The sequence below is a fragment of the Prevotella heparinolytica genome, from assembly GCF_004342845.1.
Classification (GTDB): Bacteria; Bacteroidota; Bacteroidia; order Bacteroidales; family Bacteroidaceae; genus Bacteroides; species Bacteroides heparinolyticus.
Genome location: NZ_SLXB01000002.1, coordinates 127,911 through 149,971, shown reverse-complemented (window position 1 = coordinate 149,971; position 22,061 = coordinate 127,911). Strand labels below are relative to the sequence as shown.

The following is a 22,061-nucleotide window of genomic DNA, read 5'->3' as shown; positions in this document are numbered from 1 at the left end:
GTTTCTCATGAACTCTTTGCTTTTTGATTCATAGTGATTGATAATCGGGGATATCTTGCAGGAAGTTATAACTACCACGTTCATAATCCATACGACAACAATAGTGCTGAAGCCCATTCGTCACTATCAGGTAATCAACTTTCAATACTATATTATACCGTGTAATCTGATCGAACACTTTCTGCGTAATGGCAATATCGGGAGCTTTATATTCCACGATCATACGGGCCGTGAGGTCTCTTCTGTAAAGCACGGTGTCACAGCGTTTTTTAGTTCCATTCAGTTGCACCTGTACCTCGTTTGCCATAAGCGCCTGCGGATACCCCTTATGCTCCAACAAAAAATGGACAAAATGCTGGCGCACCCATTCTTCGGGAGTTAGAGCGACATACCGACGGCGTATCACATCAAAAACCGTATTCTTTCCATCTTTAACGGCTATTTTTATATCAAAAGGAGGCAAGTTCAGTACCATCATATTTAAAAAGAGAACACCGGTAATTGTTGTTTCATCTAATTTTAATTTTCTAATCTACTTTTTTATTGTATTTTTGTGGGTTAAACAACCCGTTCCTCATTGTTTGGGAACAAATTTAATAAAATCTTATGAAAACAAAGCAAGAAATAGTAGCTAACTGGCTCCCTCGCTATACCAAACGTGCGTTAGAGGATTTTGGAGAGTACATCTTGTTGACCAATTTCAATAAATACGTGGAGATCTTTGCAGAGAAATTCAATGTTCCTATTCTAGGCAAAGATGCCAATATGATATCTGCCAGTGCCGAAGGAATGACGATCATCAACTTTGGAATGGGCAGCCCTAATGCAGCCATTATCATGGATTTATTAAGCGCCATTCATCCCAAAGCATGTCTGTTTCTTGGTAAATGCGGAGGTATAGATAAGAAAAATAGAATAGGGGACTTGATCCTTCCCATCGCTGCCATCCGGGGCGAAGGAACTTCGAATGACTATTTCCCCCCCGAGGTTCCCTCATTGCCGGCATTTATGCTACAGCGTGCCGTTTCTTCGGCTATTCGCGATTATGCCCGCGACTATTGGACGGGCACTGTCTACACGACCAACCGCAGAATATGGGAGCATGACGAGGACTTTAAAAAATACCTCAAGAAAACCCGTGCCATGGCCGTTGATATGGAGACAGCAACCTTGTTCAGCTGTGGTTTTGCCAATCACATTCCTACCGGAGCCCTTTTATTGGTATCCGATCAGCCCATGATTCCCGAAGGAGTGAAAACCGATAAAAGCGACAGCATGGTAACTCAAAATTATGTTACCGAGCACGTTGAAATAGGTATTGCCTCCCTGCGTATGATTCTTGATGAAAAGAAAACAGTGAAGCACCTGAAATTTGATTGGTAACCCCCAAAAAATAATCACCTCTCTTGGTGGAGTATCCCCCCCTATATATGGCAAAGCAAGAAACAACCTGTGATGATATTTTAAAAGAATTAAGAGCCGGACAATATCGCCCCATCTATTATCTAATGGGTGAGGAAGCATATTATATAGACCTTATCTCTGATTATATCATAGACAATGTTCTCACAGAAACCGAAAAAGAATTTAATCTGAGCATTGTTTATGGAGCAGACGTAGATATTGCCACGGTCATCAATGCGGCTAAGCGGTATCCAATGATGTCCGAAAGGCAGGTTGTAGTTGTAAAAGAGGCACAGGCCATCCGTAACATGGAGGAGCTTTCATACTACTTGCAGAAGCCATTAAACTCTACTATTCTGGTCATGTGCCATAAACATGGTGCACTGGATAGAAGGAAGAAACTGACTGCCGAAATAGAAAAAGTTGGCATTTTATTTGAATCAAAAAAGGTCAAAGAGGCTCAACTACCTGCATTTATCACCTCATATATGAAAAGCAAAGGAGTAGATCTCGAACCTAAAGCTACCTCCATGCTTGCCGATTTTGTTGGAACCGACCTTAGCCGCCTTACCGGAGAACTGGAAAAACTAATAATAACTCTTCCAAAAAATCAGACACGGGTCACTCCTGAACAGATAGAGCGTAATATCGGAATCAGTAAAGATTATAATAATTTCGAACTTCGCAGTGCCATAGTAGAGAAAGACATACTAAAGGCCAATAGAATAGTAAAATATTTTGAAGAAAATCCCAAGACCAATCCGATTCAAATGACTTTATCTTTACTTTTTGGTTTCTTCTCCAACCTCATGTTGGCCTATTATGCTCCGGAAAAGTCAGAGCGAGGAATAGCCGGCTTCATCGGATTGAAAACTCCCTGGCAATCTCGTGAATATCTAACAGCAATGCGTCGTTACAGTGGAGTAAAGACCATGCAAATAATCGGGGAGATTCGATATGCCGATGCGAAATCCAAAGGCGTAAAAAATGCTTCTCTAAGCGACGGAGATATTCTTCGGGAATTAGTTTTTAAGATCCTACATTAATTCAAGCTTGCTCAAAATCATAAAAATACAGAAACAGCTTCTATTATTCCATCTTCTCCATATCCTTTCCATTTTCTCTATTAGCATCCTTTTTACATATCTAAAAAATAGCAATAATAGCCTGTAATTCAAATATATATGATAAATTTAAATCTCTGAGAATCTTTTATTCAGACCAAACAGTGCCCTTATACATAAATATAGCAAGGATTCTGCAATTCATAAGCTTTTCACAAAGAGTAAAATTCCTACTATGCACCGGTTTCTATATAATAAACTCTTTTTCTCATTTGTCTTTTAAAGAGGCAAATGTATTGAATATTGATTGCAAAAACACAAGGATGTAATAATCGCTTACTTTTTAGAATTCACTTTCAGTAACGAGTTCGAAGGCAGATATACCCCTGCAGGAAGTACTTCTGAGAGGGGTAAGATCAGTATACGACTGATGTACCTTCAGTATACGACTGATCCTACATCAGTATACGACTAATGCACCCTCAATACGAAGACGAACATAACTTACCTTTTTTATCGGTTCCTTAAAAGATAAAAATGATAATATTTTTCAAAATAGAAGAATAACTAACTGAGCTTAGCAGAATGATCTACCTTTAATATTTTATACCGAACTCAAGTCTTTTATATAAAAATTCCCCGTATACTCTCTGTCCGTCCGTACTCCCAAACAAAGAGGAGTTACTCGCTTTTCAATTAAACTATATAGTTGTAAATTGCAATTATATAATAACAATTTTGAAATAAGAGGGGTACACAATTGTAATCAACGCATAATATTAATATCGCAATAATACATATAAATTTGCCAATACAATTGTAGATATACAGCTTCAATAATGTAAATCTTATATTTACAAAAGTGTTCTACCATAAGTTAAACAGCAAAATTAAACCAAATAAAACATTGATAATCAAATAAATAATTAATTCTAATAAAGTTATGAGTTATAATTGGGGTACAGTATCATCCAAACAAATGTAATACTACAGCACAAAGCCGATAATATAGATGATAATTATATGGAAATAAGATATATAACGATATTTGTTAAACAAAAAAATATGTGTAAATTTACGAATCTGACACGCCAGTATTTACATTCGTCATACGCACGAGGCTTCGCATTTCATTCGTGAACTTTCACAACGTGAGTCGAAAATTTGCTTTTGTGATTCATTTTATTTACCTTTGTAATCAGATAAAAAATAAGCACAATTGTAATAACAGCTATGTCATGAGCATAAAAGACAGATTCAAGATGGTTATGGATCGGGAGAAACTAACGGCAGTTGCCTTTGCCGAAAGTATAGGTGTAGCTCAATCTACCATTTCTCATATCTTAGGTCCACGGAACAAATATCCAAGCATGGATATAATTCTCCGATTACATGAACGATATAGTGACATCAGTCTGGATTGGTTGCTTACCGGAAAAGGCAGCATGAGCAATGAATCCAATGCATCAGCAGACAACCAATTTGACTATCCATTATTTGCTGAGAATCGAGAAAATCCGTCCGATAGGCCGATTGAATCCGAAAATCACAAGGAAACACCAGTAGGAATGCCTCAAAAAGTAAATAAAGAAACTGTAAAACAAGAAGTTATCTATAAAGAAAGGCCTCCTAGAAAAATTACCGAAATAAGAATTTTCTTCGATGACAATACATATGAGACTTTCAAACCTGAAATTAAGTAAGCAAAACAGCTCGAAGTTTCTTCTGACCTTTTAAAAGGATAATTTTGTTTTGTGCTATCTTTGCATTCGAAAGAAATACTCCTCTTTTATAGATATGAAAAAATACATTTTAGATCTGACAGTGACAGAGAACCTTCGCTTACATGCCAATTATGTATTGCTGAAGCTTACTTCTTCTTCCTTACTTCCGGAAATGCTGCCGGGACAATTTGCCGAGATTCGCGTGGACGGCTCACCAGCCACTTTCTTACGCCGCCCCATCTCTATCAACTATATAGCCAAAGAGCGTAATGAAGTCTGGTTCTTAATTCAACTCGTTGGCGAGGGAACCAAGCATTTAGGAGAAGCTAAAATTGGCGATAAGATCAATGTCATACTGCCGTTAGGAAATAGCTTCACAATGCCTCAGAAGACTTCAAATAAGCTTCTATTGGTAGGCGGAGGCGTAGGAACAGCGCCGATGCTATATTTAGGCCAACAGCTAGCGGCAAAAGGCCATAAACCGACCTTTTTGTTAGGTGCCAGAAGCGATAAAGACCTGCTTCAATTAGAACAGTTTACCACGTACGGCGATGTATACACTACCACAGAAGATGGTAGCCATGGAGAAAGAGGCTACGTGACCCAGCACTCCATATTAAATAAGGTGGATTTTGAACAAATATACACTTGTGGCCCAAAACCCATGATGATAGCTGTGGCAAAATATGCCAAGAGTAAAGGAATCAATTGCGAAGTGTCTTTGGAAAATATGATGGCATGCGGCATAGGCGCCTGCTTATGTTGCGTGGAAAATACCACCGAGGGGCATTTATGCGTATGTAAAGAAGGTCCTATTTTTAATATAAACAAACTATTATGGCAGATTTAAATGTAAATATTGGTGAACTACAAATGAAGAATCCGGTCATGACGGCATCCGGAACATTTGGCTATGGTTTGGAATTTGCCGATTTTATTGAATTAGCGCGAATAGGCGGTATAATTGTAAAGGGTACTACCCTTCACAAACGTGAAGGTAATCCATATCCTCGTATGGCAGAGACTCCTTCGGGCATGTTAAATGCTGTAGGACTGCAAAATAAGGGCGTTCATCACTTTGTTGAGCACATTTATCCATCTATTAAAGACATACAAACCAATATGATTGTGAATGTTTCGGGATCTGCCATCGAAGATTATGTTGAAACTGCTGCAATCATTAATGAACTTGACAAAATTTCTGCCATAGAATTGAACATTTCCTGCCCAAATGTAAAGCAGGGAGGAATGGCATTTGGTGTCACTGCCAAAGGAGCTGAAGAAGTGGTAAAGGCCGTCCGTTCAGTTTATAAAAAGACACTTATTGTGAAACTTTCGCCCAATGTCACTGATATTACAGAAATCGCCCGTGCCGTTGAAAATGGAGGTGCAGACAGTGTTTCTCTTATCAATACCCTCCTAGGAATGGCTATTGATGCGGAACACAGGCGCCCTATACTATCCACCGTGACCGGTGGATTGTCCGGAGCTGCTGTAAAACCTATTGCTCTACGCATGGTATGGCAAGTATCTAAAGCAGTAAAAATACCCGTCATAGGTATGGGGGGGATTATGAATTGGAAAGATGCGGTGGAGTTTATGCTTGCAGGTGCCACTGCTATTCAAATAGGTACGGCAAATTTCATAGATCCCACAGTAACCGTGAAGGTTGCAGAGAGTATCGATGATTATCTAAATAGGCATAATTATACATCTGTAAAAGACATAATAGGCGCACTTGAGGTGTGAATAATAACAAATAGCGCCCATTCGCATTTCTTATTCATAAAAAAGGACATTCCATCCGAATGCCCTTTTTCTTTTTATTTACACTTGACAAATTATTCTTCCAATAAATCAGGACGTAACCTGCGAGTTCTTTCCAATGACTGTTGCAGTTCCCACTCCTTAATCTTGGCCTCGTGTCCTGATAGTAAAATATCCGGAACCTTCCATCCTTTGTAATCAGCAGGACGTGTATACACCGGCGCCGCCAGCAGATTGTCCTGAAAAGAATCGGAAAGTGCAGACTGCTCATCGGAAATCACCCCCGGTATAATACGCACAATGGCGTCTGCCATCACAGCAGCTGCTAATTCTCCACCGGTCAATACATAATCTCCGATACTGACTTCTTTCGTTATCAGATGCTCGCGAATCCGGAAATCAATCCCCTTAAAATGCCCGCAAAGAATGATGAGATTTTGGGCAAGAGACAATGTATTGGCCATCGGTTGATCAAACTGCTCTCCATCAGGGGTGGTGAAGATTACTTCATCATAATCCCGTTCGGCCTTCAACGCATTAATGCAACGCTCAATAGGCTCTATTTTCATAACCATTCCGGCAAAACCTCCAAACGGATAATCGTCCACACGCCGGTATTTATCATTCGTATAATCGCGAAGATTGTGGATATATATCTCGGCAAGACCTTTATTTTGAGCACGTTTCATGATAGAGCAATTAAAAAATCCCTCAATCATCTCCGGCAAGACTGTAATAATGTCGATACGCATATACTGTTTTTCTATTAATTTAGCTCGAAAAGTAGATAAGACAAATCAATTGCTCAAACCGATATATCATTTTGAATGCAAAAATAGTGCAAGTTGAAAGTAAAAACAAAAATAATGTTGTTTTTACCGGAATACAGTCCGATTTTGAATAATAAAACACAAATATTCGAGGAGAAACCCGTAATTTTGCATTCAAACAATACGAATTGTACACTTATGACTGCAAAAGAAAAAATAGACAGCCTTCGTGCCGAACTGCATCGGCATAACTATAATTATTATGTACTCAATGCTCCGGAAATTTCAGATAAAGAGTTTGATGATATGATGCGCGAGCTACAAGATATGGAGCAAAGATATCCTGAATATCAAGACGATAACTCACCTACAATGCGTGTAGGGAGCGACTTAAACAAGAACTTCTTGCAGGTGGTGCATAAATATCCTATGCTTTCATTAGGCAATACATACTCCAAAGGTGAAGTAACCGATTTTTACGAAAGAGTGAAAAAGTTGCTGAACGAAGATTTCGAAATATGCTGTGAATTGAAATACGACGGCACTTCCATCTCGCTGACCTACGAAGATGGCAAGTTGATACGTGCCGTCACCCGAGGTGACGGAGAAAAAGGCGATGATGTGACAGATAATGTAAAAACAATCCGCACCATTCCGTTGGTTCTTCATGGCAATTATCCGAGAACATTCGAAATCAGAGGGGAAATTCTAATGCCATGGATGGTTTTTGAAGAATTAAACCGTGAGAAAGAAGCTCGCGAAGAACCTCTTTTCGCCAATCCGCGCAATGCGGCTTCGGGCACTCTGAAGCTACAAAACTCTACCATTGTGGCTTCTCGTAAGCTGGACGCCTACCTTTACTATCTCTTAGGAGAAGATCTGCCTTCCGACGGTCATTATGAAAATCTGCAAGCTGCATCTGAGTGGGGATTTAAAACGTCTGAACACACGAAAAAGGTGCGTAGCTTGAATGAAATCTTTGAATACATCGATTATTGGAACACCGAACGTAAAAACCTCCCTGTAGCTACGGATGGTATTGTGCTAAAGGTCAACAGTTTGAGACAACAAAGAAATCTTGGTTTCACGGCAAAATCTCCCCGTTGGGCCATAGCCTATAAATTCCAGGCAGAACGCGCCCTGACACGCTTGAATAAAGTCAGCTATCAGGTGGGGCGTACCGGTGCTGTGACTCCGGTAGCCAATCTTGACCCGGTACTGCTATCAGGCACCATTGTAAAAAGGGCTTCTCTACATAATGCAGACATTATTGATGGATTGGATTTACACATAGGTGATATGGTGTACGTGGAAAAAGGCGGTGAAATTATTCCCAAAATAACCGGAGTTGATAAAGATGCCCGCAGCATGCTTATCGGTGAAAAAGTGAAATTTATCACCCATTGCCCCGAATGTGGCAGCAAATTGATACGCTATGAAGGCGAAGCTGCCCACTATTGCCCTAATGAAACAGCTTGCCCACCACAGATTAAAGGGAAAATAGAGCATTTTATCAGCCGTAAAGCCATGAATATAGACGGGTTAGGGCCGGAAACCGTAGATGCGTTCTATCAATTGGGATTGATAAAAGATACTGCCGACCTATACAGCCTTCGGATTGACGACATAAAGAACCTCGAACGGATGGGCGAGAAATCAGCAGAGAACATCATCAATGGCATCGCGGCAAGCAAAGAAGTTCCTTTTGAAAGAGTACTCTTTGCATTGGGTATACGGTTTGTGGGCGAAACAGTAGCCAAGAAAATAGCCAAATCGTTTGCAGACATTGAAGAATTGGAGAATGCCGACCTTGAAAAACTGAAAAACATCGATGAAATCGGTGAAAAAATAGCCCGAAGCATTGTTGCTTACTTCTCCAGCCCATCAAACAGAGAGCTGGTAGAACACCTGAGAGAAAGTGGCTTACAGTTCTGCCGAAAAGAAGAGGATATGAGCGAACATACTGATAAACTGTCCGGGCAATCCATTGTAATCAGCGGTGTATTCACTCACCATTCAAGAGACGAGTACAAAGAGCTGATTGAGAAAAATGGAGGGAAAAATGTTGGTAGCATCTCATCCAAGACCAGTTTCATATTGGCCGGTGACAATATGGGACCTGCTAAATTAGAAAAAGCACAGAAATTAGGAGTAAGGATAGTGAGCGAAGATGAGTTTTTGACGCTGATTTCCTAACTATTTTCCACAAAATGTTTTTTTATAGCTTATATTTATAGGCTAAATGAAAAAAAACGTACTTTTGCGTATCATTTAATTAGAGATTACTTTATAATACTCATGATACAGGCCAAATTGAAAGGAATGGGGGTAGCACTGATTACTCCGTTTAAAGAGGATGAGAGCGTTGATTACGATGCATTAATGCGTTTGGTAGACTATCAACTTCAAAACAATACAGATTTCCTATGCGTGCTTGGCACCACAGCAGAAACCCCGACTTTAACAGAGGAGGAGAAGAAAAAAATCAAGAAAATGGTCATCGAGCGTGTAAACGGAAGGATACCCATTCTGCTTGGTGTAGGTGGGAATAACACCCGTTCCATTGTAGAAACGCTGAAAACAGACGATTTCACCGGGGTAGACGCCATCCTTTCTGTTGTGCCATACTATAACAAGCCCTCGCAAGAAGGTATTTACCAACATTACAAAGCCATCTCAGAAGCTACGGAACTGCCTATCGTGCTCTATAATGTCCCCGGTCGTACCGGAGTAAATATGAAAGCAGAAACGACTCTGCGCATTGCCCGTGACTTCAAAAATGTAATAGCTATTAAAGAAGCCTCAGGAGACATCACGCAGATGGATGATATCATCAAGGATAAACCCGCTAATTTTGATGTCATCTCCGGTGACGACGGTATAACTTTCCCCCTCATCACCTTAGGGGCTGTCGGCATCATTTCTGTTATTGGAAACGCATTTCCCCGTGAATTCAGTCGTATGGTACGTTTGGCACTACAAGGGGATTATGCAAATGCGTTGACCATTCATCACAGATTTGCAGAACTATTCAAACTTTTGTTTGTCGATGGAAATCCGGCTGGCGTAAAAGCAATGCTCAATGCCATGGGCATGATTGAGAACAAGCTCCGACTCCCATTAGTCCCAACCCGAATCACAACCTTTGAGGCCATGCGTAAGATTCTTAATGAGTTAAACATCAAATGCTAAAAACGTATAACGAACAAGAGTTATCTTCAAGAGGCATGGATAGAAAACAAAACCAGACAGTCAGTTGGTTTTATCTACTTGTACATGTGTAAGCTTGCGCTTGTACAAGTGTGAGGCGATACTTGTACAAGTGTAAAAGCCTGAAATTCCACATGTTATAAAAAGATTCCGTCTACACATTCTCAGAATGTTTCGAACTCCCTGAAGTTTTCTCTCTGGGATGCTCCGGAAAAGAAGGGAAGAAACAAAAGAACCTCTGCAATTGCAGAGGTTCTTTGTGATCGCGACAGGATTCAAACCTGTAACCGGCTGATCCGTAGTCAGCTACTCTATTCAGTTGAGCTACGCGACCCTTTGTTGTAATGTATAAACTGTGACCGCGACAGGATTCAAACCTGTAACCGGCTGATCCGTAGTCAGCTACTCTATTCAGTTGAGCTACGCGGCCTTTGGTTTTAACGGGTGCAAAGATACGCACTTTTTCTGAATTAGCAAACGATAAAGGAGTTTTTTGAAGAATTTTTATTCGACAAAACGATAATTAAACAGTTGCCAACCTATGGTCATCCCCACATTCCACTCCCTTTTCGGTGAGCTATAATGATTTAAATAGGCAGATATGGCACCGAAAGGTAAATGACATATAACAGAAATCTCTCCCATGTACTCAAAACGAGAAAGCGTTTTTCCATAAAAAGCCTTGTTTAAGGCATTCTTCCTTATCGGGAAAATCGGAGAAAATCCATAAAACTCGGCACGAAACTGAAACATATCGTTTAGAATATAAATAGGCTTGATGCCGGCTGCCATGTACTGATTGGCACGGAAAGCCTCGTTGTACATCAATTGGCTGTGTGGAGTAGGTGCAAATTCTCCGGCCTGCATCATTGTTGCCGCATAATTTTCGGAAAAGTTCTTCGATGAATACAGCGCTTCCACTATCCATCCTAACGTGAACTTGGACGTCATTGTGTGATAAGCCTCTTTCATATAAGAGATTTGCAGCCACGATTGACGTTCCTTTATAGTATTTTTTTCCGGTGTATTGCCTGACAGAAAGGTTTCTCTACCCGTAAAAATCTGAGCTATCAATTTCTCCCAATATCCTTTTGTTGCATATTGGCGTGTATTCAAAGTGCTTCCATAAAAGCCGATGGAACCTCCCCAAAGCTTATATGTACTCTTGTCGGAACGATCCTTATCAAAGTCTATGAGGCTGGACTGAAAATAATTATCCTCCAATTTGCCGTACCCGAAACTAAATTCCGCACGCTTATTCGCTAAAAAAGGCACAGCAACCATGAGCTTTGCAAAACGCTCTTCTTTTGAGTTAAACGATGGCTTATCATTCTTCGAAAACAACTTATCCTTTTTGTAGTAATCAAACGTGCTCACCGAAGCTATAAAGCGATAAGAGGTAGGAATACGGGTGGGCAGGTCTATCTTAGCCATCAATTGGGCATTATTATAAATTTTTCCCAGCTGACCGTCAAAAGTTATTTCTTTGGAGTAGTAATTCAGATTTTGATATCCCACTCCAAAATAGATCTGGTTCGAACTGGTGGTAGACACGCTTCCACCTAATTTTGCAGAGAGATTATCCTCCATCTTCACTCTCAAATGCAGTTCATACAGTCCTGCGTCAGGATTATAAACCGCATGAGGAACAATTTCTGATATCATATTATCTGTCAGCAAGCGAAAATAGCCCCGCTTCAAGTCTTCATAGGTAAAAATCTCATAGTTTTCATCATGAAACTCTTTCTTTATATAGGATTGCTGTCGTTCGTTAGCCCCTTCTATGAATATATCTCGAAAGCGGAACTGAGGTAGGTTGCTCCTGAATACCAAACGTCGCAAACGTACGTTATCCGCATTTACCCTGCGGCGAATGCGACTTTTGATGGAATCCATCATATTCAATGTCCGGTTATAGCCAATGTCATGCAATTCCTGCAAACGGTCAAAATCCAATAGATTAACATCATTATATTTGAAAGTCATCACAATGCCCAATGAATCGGGAATGGAATAGTCGGTCTTTTGCATTATCATATTTTCCAACTGGCTCATCAAATCATTTTCCTTCGGCTTTCCGGGATTTCCGGCCACCACACTACCGATAATAACATCTGGATGAAAATTCTCACGCATCACGTCAGTAGGAAAATTATTATAGATACCACCGTCATAAGCAAGTACACTGTCTATCTCTATCGGCTTGAAGACAAAAGGGAAACTCATAGAAGCACGCACAGCATCTCCTAAGTCCCCTTTACTTAGCACCAACGGCTTTTTATTGTATACATCGGAAGCTATACAACGAAATGGGACGAACAGTTTATTAAAATTGCCGTTGCAAGTAGCTGTAGCACGTGCAAACAATTCTACAAAAACCAGATTCATCTGTATCGGATTAACCATACTCGCTGGAAGTATCTGCGGCTTTATATTCAGAGAATCCCTAAACGAAAAACGAATATTGAAGAACTCCGGTGAAGGACGGTTCTTCTTAAAATAATACTCATATTTGGATTCTACCTTACCCGAATACCAACGCTTGAAATCGGGCGAGCGCAGCAAGACCTCCATATCGTCAGGAGAATAGCCCATAGCATACAAAGAGCCGATAATGGCTCCCATAGATGTTCCTGTTATATAGTCAATGGGGATATTGTTCTCTTCCAAAGCGCGGATGACGCCTATATGAGTCATACCTTTTGCTCCACCGCCACTCAATACAAGTCCCACTTTCTGAGCTTGTGCCATAAGGATACATAAAAGAAACGACCAAAATAATAAAAATCTTTTCATAGCTATGCCATTCCGGGTAAGACAAATATTCGTGCTCCAAATATAAAAAATAGTTTCCAAAAATGCCGTATTCAACGAAAAAAACATCCCTAAACCCATAAAAACAAAATAAGGGCATCACGACTCTTTTTCAAATCGTAATGCCCTACCATACATAAGTAATGAAAAGGGGTTATTTTATCAACTCAATACTTCTTTTGACAAAATTATTCAAAGCTTCGCCTTTCAGCATTCCATTCTGAAGCAGTGCCAGATCTATCAACTGACGAACTACCTTGTTTTTGGCTGCATAGGTGGTATAAACGTCTTCTTTCTGTGTTTTCAGTTCATTCCATTTCTTATCCAGCCCGGCTATTTTATCCTTTTCAGCCGTTGTAGTATCCTCGTCTTTCTTGCTTTCTTGTTGCTTTTTCAATTCATTACGTTGCTTGCCGATCTCATCTATTTCTTTTTGAATCGGGGTTACAAGCGAATTGCATTCCTTGTCTTCATCGACCACAATCTCTTTCACCAATTCATGGTCGGAATTCAGCACCAAACTATACATATCCGGCATTTCACCATAAAAACTCATTCCTGCTTGGATAGTGGCCATTTCTTTCATGCGGCGCATATACTCGCTTTGAACAATCATCACCGGGAAAGCACGTTCTCCCAAAGCCTGAGTCATAATATTGAATTCGGTTTTTTCAAGTTTAGGTAACTGGCTTTTGAAGATAACAGAAAGAGCCTCTTGCTTATCGGCTTCCAATGCTTCATGTTTCTTGTCTTCTTTAAGAATCAAATTATCAATCACGTCACTATCCACACGAGTAAAGCGCTTCTTTTCCAGCTTCTGCTCCAGCATACTTACCACAGCAATATCCAGTTGCCCATCCATCAACAATACATTATACCCCTTGTTTTTGGCAGATTCGATGTAGCTGTATTGCTCGTCTTTATTGTTGGCATACAGATAAATCAGGTTGCCGTCTTTATCCGTCTGATTGTCTTTGACCAAAGTTTTATACTCTTCGAAGGTATAGTACTTACCGTCGGTGTCGCTGAAAAGAGAGAACTCTTTTGCTCTGTCATAGAAATCTTCTTGCGTAAGCATCCCATAATTGATGAAGATTTTCAAGTCATTCCACTTTTCTTCAAACTGTTTGCGGTCATTCTTGAATATGGATTGCAAACGATCAGAGACTTTTTTAGTGATATATGTGGATATCTTTTTCACATTAGCATCGCTTTGCAAATAGGAGCGAGACACATTTAAGGGGATATCAGGCGAATCGAGCACACCGTGTAGCAGGGTCAAGAAGTCGGGAACAATACCCTCCACAGAATCCGTCACATACACTTGGTTGCAATAGAGTTGAATCTTATTCTTATTGAGTTCAATATTGCTCTTCACTTTGGGAAAGTATAAGATACCGGTAAGATGGAACGGGTAATCTACATTCAGATGAATCCAGAATAATGGCTCGTCAGACATCGGATATAGATTGCGATAGAAGTTCTTATAGTCTTCATCTTTCAGTTCACTGGGTTTAAGTGTCCACAGCGGATTTGTATTATTAACGACGTTGTCTTCGGATGTCTCAACTTGCTTGCCGTGTTTCCACTCCTTTTTCTTGCCGAATGCAACCGGAATAGGGAGGAAACTGCAATATTTATTCAGCAAAGAAGAGATTCGCGTTTCTTCAAGAAATTCTTTACAATCATCGTCGATATAGAGGATGATATCCGTACCGCACTCTGGCTTATCCACCTCTTCAATCACGAACTCAGGGCTGCCATCGCATGTCCACTTCACGGCCTGAGCACCTTCTTGATAGGATTTAGTAACAATCTCAACTTTCTTGGCCACCATGAAAGCCGAATAAAATCCAAGTCCGAAATGACCTATAATCGCATTTGCGTCATTCTTGTATTTCTCCAAAAAGTCATTGGCACCGGAAAAGGCTATTTGGTTGATGTATTTATCTATTTCTTCGGCCGTAAGTCCAATGCCACGGTCGGATACGGTAATTGTATCTTTTCCCAATGAAACGTGCACTGTCAAATCGCCGACTTCACCTTTGTACTCCCCAATAGAGGAAAGAGTCTTCAACTTTTGTGTGGCATCAACTGCATTAGAGACCAACTCACGAAGAAAAATTTCATGATCACTGTACAAAAACTTTTTAATGACGGGGAAGATATTCTCGGTAGTTACCCCTATATTTCCTTTCTTCATACTAATAAATTATATTTTGAGGTTTTATATTTTTTATCGTTTCGGCAGAGAGCGGACAAAAAAAATGCCAGCCTTTGAAGACTGACATTTTGGCGGTTGCCGTTCAATAGCAACCTATACTTTTTTAATACTCAATGCGTCTTTTTCCGCATCTACAGAAACATTCACCGTATCTCCGGGTTGTAAACCGGCAGAAACGATCAACTCGGACAATCCATCTTCCAGATAACTTTGGATGGCACGCTTCAACGGACGTGCTCCGAATTGAACATCATAACCTTTCGAAGCAAGAAACTTCTTCGCATCCTCATCTACCATCAACTTATATTCTATTGCTTCAATCCTTTCATATAAGCTTTTCAGCTCAATATCCACTATCTTGGTTATGGCTTCCAATGAAAGTTGGTCAAAAGTGATGATTTCGTCCAAACGATTCAGAAATTCCGGAGCAAAGGTTTTATTTAAAGCTTTCTGTATCACACTGCGAGAATGCTCGTTGTCGCTCATGCGGCTTTGGGTAGTGAAACCAACACCACGCCCGAACTCCTTCAATTGGCGGGTACCGATATTAGAAGTCATGATGATTACGGTATTCTTAAAATCAACGGTTCTGCCATAATTGTCAGTCAAGCGTCCTTCATCCAATACTTGCAACAAGATATTGAACACATCCGAATGCGCTTTTTCAATCTCGTCCAACAAAACTATAGAATATGGTTTACGGCGCACTTTCTCTGTCAATTGTCCTCCTTCTTCATATCCAACGTAGCCCGGAGCCGCACCAATCATACGAGATACGGTGTATTTCTCCATATATTCACTCATGTCGATACGTATCAAAGCATCGGTGGAACCGAACATATACTTGGCCAATTGTTTGGCTAAGTGCGTTTTTCCAACCCCTGTAGGGCCAAGGAACATGAATGTTCCGATAGGACGGTTAGGATCTTTCAAACCCACGCGGCTACGCAAAATGGCCTTGGTCAGCTTCTCGATAGCTTCATCTTGAGCTATTACTTTCGACTGCAATTCCTCCTTCATATTCGCCAATTTAAGTCCTTCGGCCTGTGCCATACGCTGTACGGGCACACCGGACATCATGGAAATGACATTCGCTATTTCCTCTTCTCCCACCATCTGTCGGTCGTCCTTCAAACGTGCTTCCCACTCAGCTTTCATCTCATCCAAGCGGACAGAAAGTTCTTTCTCACGGTCACGATAACTTGCTGCCAACTCAAAATTTTGCGATTTCACCGCTTCGGCTTTCAGATTACGCGCTTTCTCAATCAGTTCCTCTTGTTCCTCCACTTCTTTGGGAACGCTGATATTCGTCAAATGCATACGCGAACCGGCTTCATCCATGGCATCAATGGCCTTATCAGGGAAATTACGATCCGTAATATAGCGTCCCGACAACTTGACACAAGCTTCCAACGCTTCTTCCGTATAAGTCACGTTATGATGATCTTCGTATTTGTCCTTGATATTTTTCAATATTTGCAGTGTCTCTTCTGCTGTTGTAGGCTCAACCACCACCTTCTGGAAACGACGTTCCAAAGCACCGTCCTTTTCAATGTTCTTCCTATACTCATCAAGCGTAGTGGCTCCGATGCATTGAATCTCGCCACGTGCCAAAGCCGGCTTCAACATATTAGCCGCATCCATGGAACCGGCAGCAGCACCGGCTCCCACAATGGTATGGATTTCATCAATGAATAGAATGATATCCGGATTCTTCTGCAATTCATTGATAATAGAGCGAAGGCGCTCTTCGAACTGACCGCGATATTTCGTTCCGGCCACCACCGAAGCCATATCAAGCATCACAACACGTTTCTCAAACAAGATGCGCGACACTTTCTTCTGAACAATGCGTAAGGCCAGACCTTCCACAATGGCAGATTTTCCCACACCCGGTTCACCGATCAGTACCGGATTATTCTTTTTGCGGCGGCTCAAAATCTGAGCCAGGCGCTCAATCTCACGTTCACGCCCCACAACCGGATCCAGCTTGCCTTCCTCGGCCGCCATAGTCATATCCATACCAAAGTTATCCAATACAGGGGTGCTATTGGATGATTTTCTGGAAGTAGTCTGGGTTGTCGACGAAGATGCGCTTTTGGCACCATGAGATTCACGAGAGAAACTCATATCATCTTCCTCTTCTTCATCATCTTGAGGAAGCCCCATTCCTGCATTCGGGTTAGGAGATTTCATCGAAATCTGCTCAAATACAATTTGATAATCCACCTGATTCTCTTCCAATATAGTGGCAGCCAAATTATCTCCATCCTTTAGGATAGCCAACAGGACATGCTCTGTATCCGCCGTTGCGCTTTTTAGTAGACGCGCTTCCAGCATACACATTTTCAGGATTTTAGCAGCTATAGGAGACAAGGGAATGTCTCCGTCCGGTAAGAGAGTTTCGTCTTCGACATCTTTCAGCAATCCCTCCAAACGGTTCTTTATCCTTTGCAAGTCTATATCCAATCTGATTAAAATCTCAATAGCCTTTCCTCCTCCGTCTCGCAACATGCCGAGCAGAATGTGCTCCGGACCAATATATCTATTTCTCAAACGATTAGCTTCCTCCTTACTATAAGCAATAATATCAGAAACTCTTTGTGAAAATTGACTGTTCATATTCTATAATTCTCCTCTATAAATAAGGTTATTCACTACAAATATACGTAATTATTATCTTTCAACGTATCATTCAGTTACCTGATTTAACAATATACAAATCTCGTGCCACGATTTATCCGATGAGCCATGCCGTTTACACATTAATTATTAAGGCAAACCTGCAATGACATTAAGTGGCCACCTATTTTCCTATAATCTCCACATCAAAAGTCCTTTTATAAAAGACACAGAGGAAGAGAACACAAAGTATGTCCACACTTTAGCAAACCCATGCCCACACTTAATGAGCAGTAACCCCACACTTGAAGGGAAGTAACTCCACACTTTGTAAGGGATAAGCCCACACCTCAGGGGACATTAGCCCACAGTTTGGGGAGGCAAATCGGCATGAGAAAACAAATGGCCTACGGACTCTTTATACTAATTCTGAATCCACGAAACAAGTCAGTTTAGTAAGCGTTCTCAAAAGTTTTTGTTCATAAACTTTCGTATGTTATAAAAAAGCTGTACTTTAGCATGGTTTTTCACGAACTCGAAAATGTGTAATTAATAATCTTTTTAAATGCTTGAACAAGACAGAATTATAAAGATTAACATCGAGGAGGAAATGAAGTCATCGTACATTGACTACTCTATGTCAGTCATTGTTTCGCGTGCCCTTCCGGATGTTAGAGATGGTTTTAAACCCGTTCACCGAAGAATTCTTTTCGGAATGATGGGGTTAGGAAATACTTCAGATAAACCCTATAAGAAATCAGCCAGAGTTGTAGGTGAAGTGTTGGGAAAATACCACCCACATGGCGACTCATCTGTTTATGGCGCCTTAGTCCGCATGGCTCAGCCTTGGGCAATGCGTTACATGTTGGTAGACGGACAAGGTAACTACGGTTCCGTCGATGGCGACAGTGCAGCTGCTATGCGTTATACGGAATGCCGCCTGCGTAAAATTGGCGAAGACATGATGACAGACCTTGATAAGGAAACCGTTGATATGCAGAACAATTTCGACGACTCCTTGCAAGAGCCCACAGTCATGCCAACCCGTATTCCGAATCTTTTGGTAAACGGAGCATCAGGAATTGCGGTAGGTATGGCAACCAATATGCCGACTCACAACTTGTCCGAGGTAATTGATGCTTGTATTGCATACATCGAAAACAACGACATCGACATAGAAGAGTTAATGACCTACGTCAAAGCTCCCGACTTCCCAACCGGAGGATATATATATGGTATGAGCGGGGTTCGTGAAGCCTATCTCACGGGGCGCGGACGTGTAGTGATGCGTGCCCGAGCGGAAATTGAATCTGGAGCAACACACGATAAAATAGTCGTAACAGAGATTCCATATGGGGTTAATAAAGCCGAACTGATAAAGAATATCGCAGATTTGGCCAATGAAAAAAGAATAGAAGGCATTTCTAATGCCAACGATGAATCCGACCGTGAAGGCATGCGCATCGTCATTGATGTGAAGCGTGACGCCAACGCAAGCATTGTGCTTAACAAGCTTTATAAGATGACTATGCTGCAAACATCATTTGGTGTCAACAATGTAGCATTGGTGCACGGACGCCCTCGTATTTTAAATTTAAAAGAACTCATAAAGTACTTTATCGAGCATAGGCATGATGTAGTAATTCGTCGTACACAATATGATTTGCGTAAAGCCAAAGAACGTGCGCACATATTGGAAGGATTGATTATCGCATCTGATAACATCGACGAAGTAATAAGGATTATTCGTGCTGCGAAAACACCCAACGATGCCATAGCAAACTTGATGGAACGTTTCCAATTAAGTGAAATACAATCACGTGCCATTGTTGAAATGCGTTTACGTCAACTCACCGGACTGATGCAAGATCAGCTTCATGCCGAATACGAAGAAATCCAAAAGCAAATTGCGTATTTGGAAGAAATTCTGGTTAATGATGATCTTTGCCGCAAAGTCATCAAAGACGAATTGATCGAAGTTAAAGATAAATATGGAGATGAACGCCGTTCGGAAATCGTCTATTCTTCAGAAGAATTCAATCCTGAAGACTTCTATGCAGACGATGAAATGATCATCACGATTTCTCATTTGGGCTATATCAAACGTACTCCGTTAAGTGAGTTCCGTGCACAAAACCGGGGTGGGGTAGGCTCTAAAGGCACAGAAACCCGTGATGAAGATTTCGTAGAACATATTTATCCCGCCACTATGCATAACACCATGATGTTCTTTACACAAAAAGGTAAATGCTATTGGCTGAAAGTATACGAAATACCTGAAGGTACAAAGAACTCCAAAGGACGCGCTATCCAGAATCTTCTGAATATCGACTCTGACGACGCAGTGAATGCTTATTTACGTGTAAAAAATCTGAATGACCAAGACTTCATCAACAGTCATTACGTGCTTTTCTGTACCAAAAATGGCGTTATCAAGAAGACATTACTCGAACAATACTCACGTCCCCGTCAAAATGGTGTAAATGCCATTACGATTCGAGAAGATGACCGCGTTATCGAAGTACGTATGACAAACGGAGACAATGAAATAATCATTGCCAATCGTAATGGACGTGCCATTCGCTTCCATGAGAGTGCAGTGCGTGTTATGGGGCGTACTGCTACCGGTGTACGTGGTATGACATTGGATGAAGACGGTCAAGACGAAGTCGTTGGTATGATATGCATAACAGATCCCGAAACAGAAACAATTATGGTAGTTTCCGAACAAGGATACGGTAAGCGTTCTGATATTGAAGATTATCGCAAGACCAATCGTGGAGGTAAGGGTGTAAAGACAATGAATATCACTGATAAAACCGGAAAATTAGTAACTATCAAATCTGTGACCGACGAGAACGATTTGATGATTATCAATAAGTCCGGCATCACCATCCGTCTGAAAGTTGCCGATGTACGTATCATGGGACGTGCAACACAAGGTGTACGCCTTATCAACCTTGAAAAACGTAATGATGAAATAGGTTCCGTATGTAAAGTCACCTCAGAAAATGAAGAAGAATTCATTGAAGAAGAGAATCTTCTTGATAATCCTACCAATGATGAGATAAATAACGAGATAGAAGAATAGACATAATATTAATTTAAATTTTCAACAATCATGAAAAGAGTACTATTTTCAATGGTTTTACTACTTGCCGCAAGCTTTCTTTTTGCTCAAGAAAAAAATATAAAGGAAGCCAAGAGTATCGCTAACGAAGTAAAGCCGGACTTTGCTAAAGCAGAGTCATTGATTAATCAGGCCCTAACTAATCCTGAAACAAAAGACAATGCCGATGCATGGGATGTAGCGGGATTTATACAGAGACGCAGAAGTGAAAAGGAAATGGAAAATGCTTATTTAAGAAAACCTTACGACACGCTTCAAGTTTACAACAGCGCATTGAACATGTGCAAATATTACTTCAAATGTGACGAATTGGCACAAATTCCAAACGAAAAAGGTAAAATAAAAAATAAATATAGAAAGGCAAATGCCGCATCTATTTTGGCCGAACGTGGAAATTTAATCAACGGCGGTATTCAATATTTCAATTCGGCCTCACAAAAAGAAGGTGCTGCTGCCACAGAAGATAATAAGAAGGCACTGGAATTCTTTGCAACATACATCAATATAGCAACAAATCAGATGTTTGAGAAGGAAAACCTACTCCAAACAGATACTGTATTGCCTCAAATAGCTTATTATGCAAGCTTAACTGCAGCAAAGATGGAGGATTATCCTAATGTCTTGAAATACGCCCCGTATGCAAAAAATGACAAGGAAGTTGGGAAATATGCCATGGAGTTTATTTCCACTGCATTGAAGGCCCAAGGTGACACGATTAATTGGATTGCATCTTTAAAAGAGGGTATTCAAAAATATCCTGATCATTCTTTCTTCTTTGGACATTTGATTGATTATTATAGCAATAACAACAAATATGATGAAGCAATGCAATTTGCTGATGATATGTTGGCTAAAAATCCCAATAACACATTCTATCTATACGTAAAAGGCTATCTTTATCATAACATGAAGGACTATGATAAAGCAATTGAGTTCTATACAAAGACAATAGAAGTAGATCCCAATTATGCAGAAGCATATTCTAATCTTGGTTTAATATATTGTCTGCAAGCTCAAGATTTTTCCGAAATAGCAACAACTGATGTAAACGACTCCAAATATAAGGCTGATCAAGTTACTTTGAAGGCTTTCTACGAAAAAGCAAGACCCAACTATGAGAAGGCAAGAGAACTAAAACCCGACCAAAGAGAATTATGGTTGAATGGTTTATACAGAGTGTACTATAACTTACAACTCGGTTCTGAATTTGAAGAAATTGAGAAATTGATGCAATAATATAAATCCGTATACAAAACCAAAGGGGCTGTTCCAAAAGTGTGACAGCCCCTTTTTCTATTGTTTATTTCGGTTGAAAGTAGTATCTTACCGTTT

14 protein-coding genes and 2 tRNA genes are annotated in these 22,061 nt (G+C 40.5%); 9 read left to right on the top strand and 7 right to left on the bottom strand.

The window, feature by feature from the left end:
• Positions 1-28 precede the first annotated feature (28 nt).
• Positions 29-478: a type I restriction enzyme HsdR N-terminal domain-containing protein gene (locus EV202_RS02115; RefSeq protein ID WP_106068577.1), complete on the bottom strand. Its 450-nt coding sequence runs from the start codon at positions 476-478 to the stop codon at positions 29-31.
• Between the two features lie 128 nt (positions 479-606).
• On the opposite strand from EV202_RS02115, the gene EV202_RS02110 reads away from it, so the two are divergent.
• From EV202_RS02110 to EV202_RS02090, 5 genes are all read left to right on the top strand, one after another.
• On the top strand, positions 607-1,383 hold the full coding sequence (locus EV202_RS02110; protein WP_106068578.1) for an AMP nucleosidase: 777 nt from the start codon (positions 607-609) through the stop codon (positions 1,381-1,383).
• A gap of 47 nt (positions 1,384-1,430) precedes the next feature.
• Entirely contained in the window at positions 1,431-2,450 is a 1,020-nt protein-coding gene (gene holA / locus EV202_RS02105) for a DNA polymerase III subunit delta (RefSeq protein WP_131925097.1), read from the top strand.
• Between the two features lie 1,256 nt (positions 2,451-3,706).
• Entirely contained in the window at positions 3,707-4,171 is a 465-nt protein-coding gene (locus EV202_RS02100; protein ID WP_106068580.1) for a helix-turn-helix domain-containing protein, read from the top strand.
• A 94-nt stretch (positions 4,172-4,265) separates the two neighbouring features.
• On the top strand, positions 4,266-5,042 hold the full coding sequence (locus tag EV202_RS02095; RefSeq protein ID WP_106068581.1) for a dihydroorotate dehydrogenase electron transfer subunit: 777 nt from the start codon (positions 4,266-4,268) through the stop codon (positions 5,040-5,042).
• Positions 5,030-5,941 carry a dihydroorotate dehydrogenase gene (locus EV202_RS02090; protein ID WP_131925094.1) on the top strand — a complete coding sequence of 304 codons (912 nt, stop codon included), beginning with the start codon at positions 5,030-5,032 and terminating at the stop codon, positions 5,939-5,941. Before EV202_RS02095 ends, EV202_RS02090 begins: the two co-directional genes overlap by 13 nt.
• A gap of 92 nt (positions 5,942-6,033) precedes the next feature.
• Here the strand turns inward: EV202_RS02090 and trmD are convergent, their stop codons facing one another.
• Positions 6,034-6,711 (bottom strand): tRNA (guanosine(37)-N1)-methyltransferase TrmD, encoded by a 678-nt coding sequence (gene trmD, locus EV202_RS02085; protein WP_131925092.1) that lies wholly within the window; start codon positions 6,709-6,711, stop codon positions 6,034-6,036.
• A 216-nt stretch (positions 6,712-6,927) separates the two neighbouring features.
• On the opposite strand from trmD, the gene ligA reads away from it, so the two are divergent.
• On the top strand, positions 6,928-8,925 hold the full coding sequence (gene ligA, locus EV202_RS02080) for an NAD-dependent DNA ligase LigA (RefSeq protein WP_131925090.1): 1,998 nt from the start codon (positions 6,928-6,930) through the stop codon (positions 8,923-8,925).
• Between the two features lie 102 nt (positions 8,926-9,027).
• Positions 9,028-9,921, top strand: coding sequence for a 4-hydroxy-tetrahydrodipicolinate synthase (gene dapA, locus EV202_RS02075; protein ID WP_106070441.1), 894 nt, complete (start codon positions 9,028-9,030; stop codon positions 9,919-9,921).
• A gap of 278 nt (positions 9,922-10,199) precedes the next feature.
• Here dapA and EV202_RS02070 read toward each other — a convergent pair.
• The 5 genes from EV202_RS02070 to EV202_RS02050 all read right to left on the bottom strand — a co-directional run bounded on the left by EV202_RS02070 (position 10,200) and on the right by EV202_RS02050 (position 17,599).
• Positions 10,200-10,273, bottom strand: a tRNA-Arg gene (locus EV202_RS02070).
• 22 nt (positions 10,274-10,295) lie between these two features.
• A tRNA-Arg gene (locus tag EV202_RS02065) sits at positions 10,296-10,369 on the bottom strand.
• A gap of 74 nt (positions 10,370-10,443) precedes the next feature.
• Entirely contained in the window at positions 10,444-12,735 is a 2,292-nt protein-coding gene (locus EV202_RS02060; protein WP_131925088.1) for a patatin-like phospholipase family protein, read from the bottom strand.
• 172 nt (positions 12,736-12,907) lie between these two features.
• Entirely contained in the window at positions 12,908-14,956 is a 2,049-nt protein-coding gene (gene htpG / locus EV202_RS02055) for a molecular chaperone HtpG (RefSeq protein WP_131925086.1), read from the bottom strand.
• 114 nt (positions 14,957-15,070) lie between these two features.
• A complete protein-coding gene (locus tag EV202_RS02050; RefSeq protein WP_106068586.1) occupies positions 15,071-17,599 on the bottom strand; it encodes an ATP-dependent Clp protease ATP-binding subunit in 2,529 nt (842 codons plus the stop codon).
• A gap of 565 nt (positions 17,600-18,164) precedes the next feature.
• On the opposite strand from EV202_RS02050, the gene gyrA reads away from it, so the two are divergent.
• Positions 18,165-20,690 (top strand): DNA gyrase subunit A, encoded by a 2,526-nt coding sequence (gene gyrA / locus EV202_RS02045; protein ID WP_106068587.1) that lies wholly within the window; start codon positions 18,165-18,167, stop codon positions 20,688-20,690.
• A 30-nt stretch (positions 20,691-20,720) separates the two neighbouring features.
• Positions 20,721-21,965: a tetratricopeptide repeat protein gene (locus EV202_RS02040; protein ID WP_131925084.1), complete on the top strand. Its 1,245-nt coding sequence runs from the start codon at positions 20,721-20,723 to the stop codon at positions 21,963-21,965.
• Positions 21,966-22,061: the final 96 nt, after the last annotated feature.